10 protein-coding genes are annotated in these 12,609 nt (G+C 69.0%); 1 reads left to right on the top strand and 9 read right to left on the bottom strand.

Going from position 1 to position 12,609, the window contains the following annotated elements:
- Positions 1 to 53: 53 nt before the first annotated feature.
- The 9 genes from ACQG07_RS15390 to ACQG07_RS15350 all read right to left on the bottom strand — a co-directional run bounded on the left by ACQG07_RS15390 (position 54) and on the right by ACQG07_RS15350 (position 11,328).
- Entirely contained in the window at positions 54 to 1,241 is a 1,188-nt protein-coding gene (locus ACQG07_RS15390) for an adenosine deaminase (protein WP_124769708.1), read from the bottom strand.
- 5 nt (positions 1,242 to 1,246) lie between these two features.
- Positions 1,247 to 1,846 carry a DUF559 domain-containing protein gene (locus ACQG07_RS15385; RefSeq protein WP_426738722.1) on the bottom strand — a complete coding sequence of 200 codons (600 nt, stop codon included), beginning with the start codon at positions 1,844 to 1,846 and terminating at the stop codon, positions 1,247 to 1,249.
- Between the two features lie 437 nt (positions 1,847 to 2,283).
- Positions 2,284 to 3,576, bottom strand: coding sequence for a thymidine phosphorylase (locus tag ACQG07_RS15380; RefSeq protein WP_426738721.1), 1,293 nt, complete (start codon positions 3,574 to 3,576; stop codon positions 2,284 to 2,286).
- Positions 3,573 to 3,992, bottom strand: a complete 420-nt coding sequence (locus ACQG07_RS15375) for a cytidine deaminase (RefSeq protein ID WP_191941486.1) — start codon at positions 3,990 to 3,992, stop codon at positions 3,573 to 3,575. Before ACQG07_RS15375 ends, ACQG07_RS15380 begins: the two co-directional genes overlap by 4 nt.
- A 2-nt stretch (positions 3,993 to 3,994) precedes the next feature.
- Complete coding sequence (locus tag ACQG07_RS15370; RefSeq protein ID WP_079707330.1) at positions 3,995 to 5,296, bottom strand: ABC transporter permease; 1,302 nt, start codon at positions 5,294 to 5,296, stop codon at positions 3,995 to 3,997.
- Positions 5,293 to 6,579 carry an ABC transporter permease gene (locus ACQG07_RS15365; protein ID WP_426738720.1) on the bottom strand — a complete coding sequence of 429 codons (1,287 nt, stop codon included), beginning with the start codon at positions 6,577 to 6,579 and terminating at the stop codon, positions 5,293 to 5,295. Before ACQG07_RS15365 ends, ACQG07_RS15370 begins: the two co-directional genes overlap by 4 nt.
- Positions 6,576 to 8,090 carry an ABC transporter ATP-binding protein gene (locus ACQG07_RS15360; RefSeq protein WP_124769712.1) on the bottom strand — a complete coding sequence of 505 codons (1,515 nt, stop codon included), beginning with the start codon at positions 8,088 to 8,090 and terminating at the stop codon, positions 6,576 to 6,578. The genes ACQG07_RS15365 and ACQG07_RS15360 overlap by 4 nt, the downstream gene beginning before the upstream one ends.
- A gap of 140 nt (positions 8,091 to 8,230) precedes the next feature.
- A complete protein-coding gene (locus ACQG07_RS15355) occupies positions 8,231 to 9,337 on the bottom strand; it encodes a BMP family lipoprotein (protein ID WP_124769713.1) in 1,107 nt (368 codons plus the stop codon).
- A gap of 296 nt (positions 9,338 to 9,633) precedes the next feature.
- Positions 9,634 to 11,328: an ABC-F family ATP-binding cassette domain-containing protein gene (locus ACQG07_RS15350; protein ID WP_426738719.1), complete on the bottom strand. Its 1,695-nt coding sequence runs from the start codon at positions 11,326 to 11,328 to the stop codon at positions 9,634 to 9,636.
- Positions 11,329 to 11,603: 275 nt separating this feature from the next.
- Between ACQG07_RS15350 and ACQG07_RS15345 the strand changes: the two genes are divergently transcribed.
- Positions 11,604 to 12,605: a hypothetical protein gene (locus ACQG07_RS15345; protein ID WP_426738718.1), complete on the top strand. Its 1,002-nt coding sequence runs from the start codon at positions 11,604 to 11,606 to the stop codon at positions 12,603 to 12,605.
- Positions 12,606 to 12,609: the final 4 nt, after the last annotated feature.

Here is a 12,609-nt window from a genome sequence, read left to right as displayed (position 1 = left end):
CTGCCGCGCAGGTGCCGCCCAGGCGGTCGCCGGAACAGCACCTGCCGGCATCGTCAGTCCTCGTCGTCGTCGAGGAACTCGTCGAACGCCTCGCTGATGCGGTCCGCCAGAGCCTCACGGATCTCCAGCGGCTGGAACGTCGCGGCGGCGGCGTTCAGCTGGAAGGTCTCCAGGTCGGTGAGGTCGTAGTCGAACGCCTCGGAGAGGAGCGCGAGCTCCTTCGTCAGGCTCGTGTCGCTCATCGTGCGGTTGTCGACGTTCACCGTGACGGCGAAGTCGAGCTGGTAGAGGAGGTCGAACGGGTGGTCCTCGAGCTCCTCGCCCCAGGCCGCGATGGCTCCGGTCTGCAGGTTCGACTGCGGGCTGAGCTCCAACGGGATCTTGCGGTCGCGGACCCACTCCGCGACGGGACCGAGCGTGGCGTAGAGGGACTCGGCGTCGTCGCGCTCGATGAAGATGTCCTCCGCGATGCGGACACCGTGGCCGAGTCGCAGCGCACGGCCGTCGAGCATGGCGCTCCGGATCGACTCGATGCCGTCGGCCTCCCCCGCGTGGACGGTGACCGGGAACAGCTCGGCCGCGAGGTAGTCGAACGCCAGCCGGTGCTTGCTGGCGGGGAAGCCCGCCTCAGCGCCGGCGATGTCGAACCCGACCACGCCGCGCTCGCGATGGCGCACGGCGAGCTCAGCGATCTCGAGCGCGCGGTCGGCATGCCGCATGGCCGTGACGAGCTGGCCGATCTGGATGTCGGAGCCGGAGTGGGCCGCGTCCTTGATGCCGAGCTCGATGCCCTCCTGGACGGCCTCGACGACCGCGTCGAGGCTGAGACCCCGGGTGAGGTGCTGTTCGGGAGCCCAGCGCACCTCACCGTAGATGACGCCGTCCGCAGCGAGGTCCTGGACGAACTCGCGCGCGATGCGGACGAGCCCCTCCTCGGTCTGCATGACCGCGGTGCTGAGGTCGAAGGTCTTCAGGTACTCGACGAGCGAGCCGGCGTTGCACTGCGTGTAGAACCAGTCGGCCAGGCCGTCGGGGTCCGACACGGGGACGTCGACACCGTTCGCTTCGCCCAGCTCGATGATCGTGGCGGGCCGCACACCGCCGTCGAGGTGGTCGTGGAGCGAGATCTTCGGGAGCGCGCGGAGGTCGACGCCGGAGAGGGGGGATTCGTCTGCAGAGGTCACGGGGTTCACTGTACCGCTCAGCCCTCCGTCGAGGTGAGGCACTTCGTCACTCCCCATCGCCCTCAACGACCAACCGCCTCAACTCGGCCGGGGCCGCCGAGGCGCACCCGGATGCGCTCCGCGAGCATCGACGGTCGGCGGAGGTCGTCGGCAGTCAAGCGCATCACCGTCCACCCCTCATGTGCCAAGTCCTCCGTGCGCGCGATGTCCTTCCGCCATTGCGACCGGTCGGTCCGGTGATGGTCTCCCTCGTACTCGAGGACCAGACGCTGGACACGGAACACCACATCGCCCCGGACCACTCGCCCGGAGCCGTGGAGGACGATTTCGGCGTTGTGCTCCGCCTTCGGGAGCGCCGACGCCTCGAGGATCAACCGGAGCTCGGTCTCCTTCGGCGACTGGCAGCGGTCATGCAACCGCGGGATCGCCGACCGAAGGGCGACGACGCCACGACGCGACGAATACTCCTCGACGGCCTGACGAAGCCGATCGAGGGACGTCCGAGGATCCAGGAACCAGAGAAGGGCGTCGCCGGCGGCGATCAATGCCGGGAGCGGTACCACCGTCGCGAGGTCGCACCAGGTCCGCTCGACACTGGTGACCGGGAGTCCGTCGAGATCGACGATGTCCCCCGGGCCGAGGGTGCCGCGATGTCCCACCACGCCGCGCCCCTCTCGCGCCCGGACGCCAGCAGGTCACATGACATGCAGCGGGACGTCCGGACTCGTCGGCCTGGGCGTCGGGATGCCGTGCAGAGCAGCGGCCGTCTGATGGCTGAAGGCTCCCCCGATCGGGAGAGCACTCAGGTAGGCGACCGCTTGGTGGTACAGGTCAGTCGGGTAGCCCGGTGGCGTTCGGATCCCGTGGAAGGGAGCACCAAGCGCTGGGTTCCGGAGCTGGCGGGGAGTGAACCCGGCGCGCACTGCCGACTGAGCGGGCTTCGGCCCGGCCATGATCGGGATCGAGGATCGGAAGGTCATCCTTCGATCGTGCCGCCGGCAGGAGCTTCCCCCGTCGTTCTCCACAGGTCGCGTACTCAGGTGAGGCAACTCGTCGTCCGGAACGGCGATGGACGACGAGTTGCCTCATCTCAACGGACTCAGGCCTCGATGCGGGCCCGGACGATGGGGCCGCGCGGGGGTGCGGTGTCCTCGATCGTGTAGGCGCCGTCGAGGGCCTCGAGCGCCCGCGGGAAGCGTGCCGCATCGTCGGCACTCAGCGTGAAGAGCGGCTGTCCGGCCCGGACCTCGTCGCCCGGCTTCGCGTGCAGGTCGATGCCCGCCGCGTGGATGACCGGGTCCTGCTGCCTGGCCCGACCGGCACCGAGGCGCCATGCCGCGATGCCGAACGGCAGTGCCTCCTGCGTCGCCAGCACGCCGTCGCGCGACGCCGTGACGACGTGGGTCTCCTTGGCGACCGGCAGCGGTGCGTCCGGGTCGCCGTCCTGTGCGCGGATCATGCGCTTCCAGACGTCCATGGCCCGACCGTCCGCGAGGGCGCCCTCGACGTCAGCGTCCGGCTGCCCGGCGAGGGTCAGCATCTCCCGCGCGAGGGCGAGCGTCAGCTCGACGACGTCCGCCGGACCGCCACCCGCGAGGACCTCGACGGACTCGCGGACCTCGTTCGCGTTGCCGATCGCGAGGCCGAGCGGGACGTTCATGTCCGTCAACAGCGCGGTCGTGGCCACACCGGCGTCCGTTCCGAGCGCGACCATCGTGCGCGCCAGATCCTCGGCACGCTCGTAGTCCTGCATGAAGGCGCCGGAGCCGAACTTGACGTCGAGGACGAGCGCCCCGGTGCCTTCGGCGATCTTCTTCGACATGATGCTCGACGCGATGAGCGGGATCGCCTCGACCGTGCCCGTCGTGTCGCGCAGGGCGTACAGGCGCTTGTCCGCCGGGGCGAGACCGGAGCCGGCGGCGCAGATGACCGCGCCGACGTCCGCCAGCTGCGCCATCATCTCGTCGTTCGTCAATGCCGCACGCCAGCCGGGGATGCTCTCGAGCTTGTCGAGCGTCCCACCCGTGTGCCCGAGCCCGCGGCCCGACAGCTGCGGCACCGCGACGCCGAAGACGGCAACGAGCGGGGCGAGCGGCAGGGTGATCTTGTCGCCGACGCCGCCGGTCGAGTGCTTGTCAGAGGTCGGCTTCTCGAGCGACGCGAAACTCATCCGCTCGCCACTCGCGATCATCGCCATCGTGAGGTCGCGGATCTCGCGCCGCTCCATGCCGTTCAGCAGGATCGCCATCGCCAGCGCCGACATCTGCTCGTCGGCGACGTAGCCGCGGGTGAAGGCGTCGATCAGCCAGTCGATCTGCGGCGTCGACAGCTCTCCGCGGTCGCGCTTCGTGCGGATGAGGTCGACGACGTCGAATGCTTCTACGGAACTCATGCGTGGTACTCCTCGAGTTGACGTGGTCCGAAGGCGTCCGGCAGGACCTCGTCGATGGTGCGGATGCCGGAGACGGTGTCGAGCAGCATGCCCGCCGTCGAGTGCTCGTACAGCAGCTGTCGGCATCGGCCGCACGGCATGAGGCGTTCGCCCTTGCCGTCGACGCAGGCGAACGCCACGAGGCGTCCTCCGCCCGACATGTGGAGGGCGGAGACGAGCGCGCACTCCGCGCACAGTGTCAGGCCGTAGCTGGCGTTCTCGACGTTGCAGCCGGAGATGATCCGGCCGTCGTCGACGAGGGCAGCCGCGCCGACCGGGAACCGGCTGTAGGGCACGTAGGCGTGACCCATCGCCTCCCGGGCCGCGGTGTGCAGCGCCTCCCAGTCGACGTGTGGCGTGGTCGTCGTGTCGCTCACGGTCAGCCCTTCACGTAGGGCTTGCCGGCGGCTGCCGGTCCGCGGGAGATGCCGACGAGTCCGGCGACTGCGAAGATCGTCACCACGTACGGCAGCATGAGCATGAACGCGCTCGGCACCGGGGAGCCGATGGCACTCAACGCGAACTGCAGGTTCTGCGTGAAGCCGAACAGCAGCGCGGCGAGCGTCGCCTTGAGCGGGTCCCAGCGTCCGAAGATGACCGCTGCGAGCGCGATGTAGCCGGCACCCGCCGTCATCTCCTTGTTGAACGCACCGACCGAGCCGAGGGTGAAGTACGCCCCACCGAGGCCGACGATCGCGCCCGCGAGCGCGACGTTCCAGAACCGCGTCCGGTTCACGTTGATGCCGACGGTGTCGGCCGCCTGCGGGTGCTCACCCACGGCGCGGAGGCGGAGGCCCCAGCGCGTGTAGAACAGGCAGAAGAAGACCACGGCCACGGCGATGTACATCAGGTAGATGATGATCGTCTGGCGGAACAGCACAGGCCCGATGAGCGGGATCTCGCTGAGGATCGGGATGTTGATCCGGGGGAACTTCGGCGGGCTGTTGAAGAGCGCCTCGTTCTTCGTGAGCACCTGCGAGTACAGGAAGCTCGTGAGTCCGACGACGAGGACGTTGAGCACCACACCGACGATGACCTGGTCGACGAGGTACTTGATCGAGAACGCCGCGAGCAGGAAGCTCACGAGCGTGCCGGCGATCATCGCCGCGACGAGCCCGAGGAAGGCGTTCCCCGTCACCGAGGCGACGAAGGCGGACGAGAACGCGCCGGCGAGCAGCTGGCCCTCGATCGCGATGTTCACGACGCCGACCCGCTCGGAGATGACGCCGCCGAGCGCGCCGAAGATGAGCGGGACGCTCAGGGCGACCGTGCCGAGCAGGAGCCCGGTGATCGGGATCGCCTTGCCCGCGGCGGCCCACGACAGGAACCCGACCATGAACAGCACACCGAACACGGTGATGAGCCAGAGCGGGACCTTCTTGCCCGTCGTGACGAGGTACGCGCTCAGTGCCGTGATGGCGGCCAGGAGGATCGTGACGACGATGCCCGTGACCGTGGACGGGAGCACGACCGTCGGCAGCTGGATGACGTCGCCGTCGCTGGAGAGCCGGAACGTGCTGTTGCCGTCGCGGTGCCAGATGACGAACAACAGGAACGCGATGACGGTGAAGATCCCGAACGCGATCGGGGCCTTCCAGCTCCGGACGACGACCGTCTCGAGGACGATCGGGGCGTCGGGGGCCGGCTGCGGCGTCTGCTTGTCGAGCGTGAATCCACTCATGCGGACACCTCCTTCTTGGCGGAGCGACGCGTTCGGCGCGTCGAACCGTCGGGCTTCGGCAGGAAGAAGATCGCCCGCACGAGCGGCGGAGCCGCGATGAACAGCACGATGAGTGCCTGGAGGACGAGCACGATGTCGATCGGCACGTTGACGCCCTGGGTGGCCTGCATGGAGTACCCACCGGCCTTGAGCGCACCGAACAGGATGCCGGCGATGAGGATGCCGCCCGGCCGGCTACGTCCGAGGAGCGCGACGGTGATGGCGTCGAAGCCGATGCCGGCGTCGATGCCGTTGTCGAACCCGGAGGTCACCGTTCCGAGCACCTGCGAGACGCCGGCGAGACCGATCAGTCCACCGGAGAGCAGCATGGCGTACACGTAGGTGTTCTTCACGTCGATACCCGCGACGCGCGCTGCGTTCGGGTTCTCACCGACCGCCCGGAAGCGGAACCCGATCGAGGACCGGCTGAACAACCACCACACGAGCACGACCGCGAGGATCGCGATCAGGAAGCCGGCGTGCAGGTTGTAGCGGTCACCGAGGAGCTTGGGCAGGACGGCGTTCTCCGCCATCGCCGCGCTCTTCGGCACGTTCGACCCGGGAGCCTGCAGCAGCCCCTGCGTGGAGAGCATGAAGGTGATGAGGTAGAACGCGACGTAGTTGAGCATGATCGTGATGATCACCTCGTGCGCGCCGGTGCGGGCCTTCAGGACGCCGACGATGCCGCCCCAGAACGCGCCACCGATGATGCCGGCGGCGATCGCGACGAGCAGGTGCACCACGGGCGGGAGGTCGAGCGTGAAGCCGACCCATCCGGCGCAGGCGGCGGCGATGAGCATCTGACCGCGTCCACCGATGTTGAACATGCCGACCCGGAACGCCAGGCCGACACCGAGTCCGGCGAGGATCAGCGGGGTCGCGAAGGTCAGCGTCTCCGTCAGCGGGCGGATGCCGTTGAGGAAGTCGGGGCGCTTGAAGTTGTAGATCGACCCCTGGAAGAGCGCGCCGTACGCACCGGTCGCCGACTGCCAGACCGCCGCGATCGTGTCGCCCGGGCGTGCGAAGAAGTACCCGGCGGCGGTGTGGACCTTCGGATCGGTCAGCGCGATGAGGATCGCACCGACGACCATCGCCAGGACGACGGCGAGGATCGAGATGACGATGCTCGAGTTGAGGATCTCGGCGAGCACCTTGTTCGAGCGCGGCTGGGTCGTGTCGGGCTTCGCCTCACCCGGTGCCACCGGCTGGACCGTTCCGGGCGGGGTGTGGGACGTCTCGCTCATGCTGCTGCTCCTGCCGGGAGTTCTCCGGCCATCATGAGGCCGAGGACCTCTCTGGGGGTCGATGCCGGGACGATCCCGACGATGCCGCCGCGGTACATGACGGCGATGCGGTCGGCGAGCGCGACGACCTCGTCGAGCTCGGTCGACACGACGATGACGGGGATGCCGGCGTCGCGCGTGGCGACGATGCGCTTGTGCACGAACTCGATCGAGCCGACGTCGATCCCGCGGGTCGGCTGTGCGGCGACGAACAGCCGCAGCTCACGGCTGAGCTCACGGGCGAGGACGACCTTCTGCTGGTTGCCGCCCGACAGGGAGCCGGCCGGCGACTCGATGCCCTGCGACCGGACGTCGAACTCCTGCGACTTCTCGCGGGCGAACTCGTCGCGGAATCCGCGCTGGACGTTGCCGCCCTTCACGAAGGGTGCACCCGTCGATCGGTCCAGCATGAGGTTCTCGGCGATGGTGAACTGTTTGACGAGCCCGTCCTCGGATCGGTCCTCCGGCACGAAGCCGACGCCGGCGTCGAGCACCTTGCGCGGGGTGGACCCGACGAGTTCGACACCGTCGAGCTTGATGCTGCCCTTGGTGTGCGGCTGCAGCCCGAGGATCGCCTCGGTGAGCTCGGTCTGCCCGTTCCCCTGGACGCCGGCGATGGCGAGCACCTCGCCCTCGCGCACCTCGAAGCTGACGCCGTTGACGACGAGCTGGCCGAGGTGGTCGACGACGGACAGGTCGTGCACGGTGAAGGTGGTGTCGCCGAGGTTCGGCGCCTCCTTGTGGACCGTGAGTTCGACGGGACGCCCGACCATGAGGGACGCCAGCTCGGCGTTCGTCGCGGTGGGCGAGGCCTCGCCGACGACCTTGCCGAGTCGGATGACGGTGATGCGGTCGGCGACTTCGCGGACCTCACGCAACTTGTGGGTGATGAAGACGATGGACGTGCCCTCGTCCTTCAGCTGCTTCATGATCGCCATGAGCTCGTCCGTCTCCTGTGGGGTGAGCACGGCGGTGGGCTCGTCGAAGACGAGGACGTTGGCGTTGCGGGAGAGCGCCTTGACGATCTCGACGCGCTGCTGCACTCCGACCGGGAGGTCGCCGACGATGGCGTCCGGGTCGAGGCTGAAGCCGAACCGCTCGGAGATGTCGATGACGAGCTTGCGGGCCGCTGCGACGTCGAGGCGGCCACCGCCCTTGGTCTGCTCGTGGCCGAGCATGACGTTCTCGGCGACGGTGAAGACGGGGATGAGCATGAAGTGCTGGTGCACCATGCCGATGCCGGCGCCCATGGCGTCGCCAGGGCCCTGGAAGTGCTGGACGACGTCGTCCAGGAGGATCTCGCCCTCGTCGGCCTGATAGAGGCCGTAGAGGACGTTCATGAGGGTGGATTTGCCGGCACCGTTCTCGCCGAGGAGACAGTGGATCTCCCCCGGTTCGACGGTGAGGTCGATGTGGTCGTTGGCGGTGAGTGCACCGAACCGTTTGGTGATGCCGCGGAGCTCGAGCTTCATGGGTCCCAATCTAGTCACGTGTCGGATGTCGGCACAGGCGGTCGGGATCGCCGTCCGGCCGTGCCGCGAACAAAGCGGGGGGAGGTCGCGGATCGCGACCTCCCCCCGGAGTCCCGGGCGAGGGCCCGGGTGAAGAGGGACTACTTGACGGGCGAGGAGACCGAGGTCGCCTTGATGGAACCGTCGATGATGCCAGCCTTGATCGTGTCGAGCTCGTCGGCCAGGGTCGGGGAGACCTTGGACTCGAAGTCGTGGAACGGCGCGAGGCCGACGCCCTCGTTCTCGAGGGTGCCGATGTACGCAGCTGCGTCGAACTTGCCGCCACCGGCCTCGGTCACGGTGTCGGCGACGCCGGCCTTCATGCCCTTGAGGATGGAGGTCAGGAACAGGCCCTTGTTCTCGGAGTTGGTCTCGTACAGGTCGGCGTCGACACCGATCATGGCGATGTCCTTACCGGTCTCCTGGATCTCGGCGATCGCGCTCAGGAAGATCGGGCCACCGACCGGAAGGAGCACGTCGGCGTTCTGGTCGATGAGTGTGCGGGCGAGCTGCTTGGCGGTGTCGTTCGCCTCGAAGCCACCGGTGAAGGAACCGGTCTGAGCGGCGACGTCCCAACCGACGACCTGGACGCTCTTGCCCTTCTGCTCGTTGTAGTACGCGACGCCCTCGGCGAAGCCGTCCATGAAGATCTGGACGGACGGGAAGGGCTGGCCGCCGAAGGTGCCGACGACGCCGGTCTTCGAGTAGTCGGCCGCTGCGTAGCCCGCGAGGAACGCGGCCTGGACGGTGTCGAACAGGATCGGCTTGATGTTCGGGGCGTCGACCTTGCCGTCGAAGTCGTTGTCGGCCGCGTCGTCGATGATCGCGTAGTCGACGTCCGGGTTCGCGAGTGCCGCGTCGACCGTGTCGGCGGAGAGGGCGAAGCCGACGCTGACGATGAGCGAGCAGCCCTGGTCGGCCAGGCTCTGCAGGTTCGGCTTGTAGTCGTCGGCCTTGTCGGACTGGACGGTGATGGGCTCGACGCCGAGCTCCTTCGCCGCCTCGGTCAGACCCTCGTAGCCGAGCTGGTTGAACGACTTGTCGGTGAAGCCACCGGCGTCGGAGACCATGCACGGGAGGAAGTCGGATGCGGCACCGGTCGAGTCGCCGTCGCCGGTGCTGGGAGCCGATGCGCAGCCGGCGAGCAGTGCCATGAGACCGACGCCGGCGATTGCGCCCGCAGCGGCCTTCCGAGTTGAGATTGCCAAGGTAGCCTCCAAGATGCAGCCCCGCGGGTCACGGGGCGTATGGGGTTACGTTACCCAATACGACGACCGCCGAACGGACGATCCCGGCTTCGCGACCGAAGCGTTACAGAACGGTGGCACCGGCGTCATGCGCCGGAAACACGCGGATGCGCAGACGCGCATCGCCGGGCCGTGATGCTGCGCACGTGAGCGCGGAGCGACCCCGCCGGCGGTCGCCTTGCGCTCCGGGTAGTTGCGGTTCCCACCTGGGCACCGAGCGCGGCTCGGTGCCCAGGCAGAACCGACCGGGATCCCGGTCAGCGGCGGTCGAGCATCAGGGTGTCGCCGCTCCAGCGCCGACGGAGCCATCGGTCGTGGCTCGCGATGACGACCGCGCCCGGATAGTCGCCGAGGGCGTCCTCGAGCTCCGTCGCAAGCGTGAGCGACAGGTGGTTCGTCGGCTCGTCCAGGAGGAACAGGTGCGGAGGCCGCGCGATGATCAGCGCCAGGGCCAGACGGCGCTGCTGCCCGACAGAGAGCTGGCCGATCGGGCGGTCGAGGTCGCGAAGCCCCAGGAGCCCGAGACCCGCGAGCGGGGTGCGCGCTGCACGGGCCTCGCCGAGCGCCCGGTCGTAGACCTCCCGAGGTGATCGCTCCGCATCCGGGAACGCGACGTCCTGCTCGAGGAGCCCCACGCGGAGCCCCTTCCGTCGGAGGACGGTCCCCGCATCGAGGCGCAGCGACCCGGCGAGCACCGCCAGGAGCGTCGACTTCCCCGAGCCGTTCGCCCCGGTGACCAGCACCCGCGACCGGGGCGCCAGCTGCAGGCGTTCGAGGTGCAGCCGGCCGTCCACGCGGGCGTCGGCGAGGTCGAGCAGCTGCTCCCCCTCGTCGAGGACCGTCGATCCGCTCGGGATCCCTGCGAACGAGAGCTGGCGAGGCGGGCGCCGCACCTGCTCGCGCTCGAGGACCTCGAGTCGGAGCTGCGCGTTCTGCACCCGCCGACTGATCTGCTGCTCGACGCGGTCGCCGCGCATGCCGAAGGCCATGCGGTTGTTGTCGCGGATGCCCCGATCGTGGTTGATCCGCGGGGCGACGTCGTGCACCGCGGACGCGAGGCGGCGCAGTTCGGCCTGCTCCTCGTCATGACGCGCCGACCAGCGATCGAGTTCCGCTGCCTTCCAGTCGAGGTACTCGCTGAACGGCCCGCCGAACTCCACGACGGGTGACGCCTCGCCGACGGGGACGGGGCGGGACGGATCGATGTCGACGAGCCCCGTCGCCACCTCGTCGAGGAAGGCGCGGTCATGGCTCGCGAAGAGCACCGGACCCGGCCACTCCGACAGGTGGCCGCGGAGGAAGGCGACCGCCTCGTCGTCCAGATGGTTGGTCGGCTCGTCGAGCAGCAGTGCGGTCGGTCTCGCGACGAGGAGCGCGGCGAGGGCGAAGCGGGACCGTTGTCCCCCGCTCACCTCACCGAGTCGTCGCGACCGTTCGATCGCGGCGATGCCGAGGCCGTCGACGACCGCGTCCAACCGGGCGTCCGCCGTCCAGACGTCGGCGCGTTCCGCCGCATCGAGCGCGGCGGCGTACCGCTGCTCGGCGGAACCGTCACCGGCGGAACCCGTCTCACCGAGCGCCGCCGCCGACGTCTCGAGCTCCTGCTCGACGGCCCGGACCTCGCCGAGCGCCTGCTCCAGCAACTCGCCGACCGTCGTGTCCTCCGGGAGCTCGAGTTCCTGCATGAGGATGCCGGTGCGCACCGGGCGGACGGCCTCGCCGTCGTCCGGCTCGTCGATCCCGGCGAGGATGCGCAGCAGCGTGGACTTCCCCGCGCCGTTCTCGCCGATCAGGCCGAGACGATCCCCGGCCGACACGACGAGGTCGACGTCGCACAACACGACGCGGTCGCCGTAGGAGCGGGTGACGCCGTCGGCGCGGAGTTGCTGGATGTCGATGGATCGCCCGAAGGTCGAAGCGGTGCGACGGTGGACTGGTGTTGCGTGGGTCATGGGTGCTCGCATGGAGGCCCCTTTCGAGATGGGGCACGCCGCGTACGGTCGTCGTCCGACACGTCAGGAGTGAGCGCTGGGCTCGAACTCCTGGGCGGACCTGGAAGCGTCTGGCGTACCTCGATGGATTCCCGCCGGGCACATCACGTTCGTGATGGTCTGCCGCAGGCGCGGGACGTCGATTCGCTCAGTTCTTCACAGTGATCTCAGGCTATCCGTCGGTTGTCGGCCGCCGCAAGCCCTGCACGTCACCGGTCCCGATTAGGCTGGTCGTCATGCGTGCTCCGTCGGTCCCCTCGCCCGCGCGGCGTCGCCGTGCGCATCGATCGACCGCAACCTCGCTGCTCGCCGCGCTCGGTATCGGTGCGCTCGTGGCGCTCGGCGCACTGCCGACCACGCCGGCGACCGCGGCCGCCGCGAGCTCGCAGCTGAGCCGGACGCAGACGACGCCGACGCCCACCCCGAGTCCCTCGCCGACCACGCCCTCGACGGCGAGCCCGAAGCCGACGAAGCCGGCTCCGAGCAAGCCTGCCCAGCCGGCGCCGCCCACGGTCCGCGGCACGGACTTCGACCCGGGCGAGATCATCAGCGACGCGAACTTCTACGACGCGAACGCCATGAGCGAGGCGGACGTCCAGGCGTTCTTCGCCTCCCAGCCCTGTACCCCGAAAGACGGCGTGCCGTGCCTGGCGGACTTCCGTGCCAGCACCGAGTCCGTCCCGGCGGCCGAGCCCGGGCACTGCGAGGCCTACCGCGGCGCTGTGAACGAGTCGGCGGCGAGGATCGTCGCGAAGGTCGCCCACGCGTGCGGGATCAACCCCAAGGTGCTGCTCGTCCTCATGCAGAAGGAGCAGTCGCTCATCACCGGGCCGAGCGAATACGGCTACGCGCGCGCCATGGGTTGGGGCTGCCCCGACACCGGCCCGAACTTCAGCGCGAGCTGCGACGCGGACTACTTCGGGTTCCAGAACCAGGTCTACCGTTCCGCATGGCAGTTCCGGCAGTACACGCTGTACCCGCTCAACGTGCCGGGTGAGTCCTATCAGCGGGCGTATCACCTGGGATCGGTCTACATCCAGTACAGCCCCGACGCGGCCTGCGGCGGTACCCAGGTCGACATCCGCAACCAGGCGACGGCGAACCTCTACCTCTACACGCCGTACCAACCGAACGCCGCTGCCCTCGCGAACGTCTCGGGCACTGGCGACGCCTGCAGTGCCTACGGCAACCGCAACTTCTGGCGGCTCTACACGGAGTGGTTCGGCCCCGCGGTCTGATCGC

Source organism: Plantibacter sp. 2H11-2 (genome assembly GCF_050031945.1).
Classification (GTDB): domain Bacteria; phylum Actinomycetota; class Actinomycetes; order Actinomycetales; family Microbacteriaceae; genus Plantibacter; species Plantibacter auratus.
This window is presented reverse-complemented; position numbering and strand designations above follow the sequence as displayed.

Coding starts and splice junctions, on each gene's coding strand:
- ACQG07_RS15390 (WP_124769708.1), bottom strand. CDS start 1,241: ATGGGGAGTGACGAAGTGCCTCACCTCGACGGAGGGCTGAGCGGTACA.
- ACQG07_RS15380 (WP_426738721.1), bottom strand. CDS start 3,576: ATGAGTTCCGTAGAAGCATTCGACGTCGTCGACCTCATCCGCACGAAG.
- ACQG07_RS15370 (WP_079707330.1), bottom strand. CDS start 5,296: ATGAGTGGATTCACGCTCGACAAGCAGACGCCGCAGCCGGCCCCCGAC.
- ACQG07_RS15365 (WP_426738720.1), bottom strand. CDS start 6,579: ATGAGCGAGACGTCCCACACCCCGCCCGGAACGGTCCAGCCGGTGGCA.
- ACQG07_RS15360 (WP_124769712.1), bottom strand. CDS start 8,090: ATGAAGCTCGAGCTCCGCGGCATCACCAAACGGTTCGGTGCACTCACC.
- ACQG07_RS15350 (WP_426738719.1), bottom strand. CDS start 11,328: ATGACCCACGCAACACCAGTCCACCGTCGCACCGCTTCGACCTTCGGG.
- ACQG07_RS15345 (WP_426738718.1), top strand. CDS start 11,604: ATGCGTGCTCCGTCGGTCCCCTCGCCCGCGCGGCGTCGCCGTGCGCAT.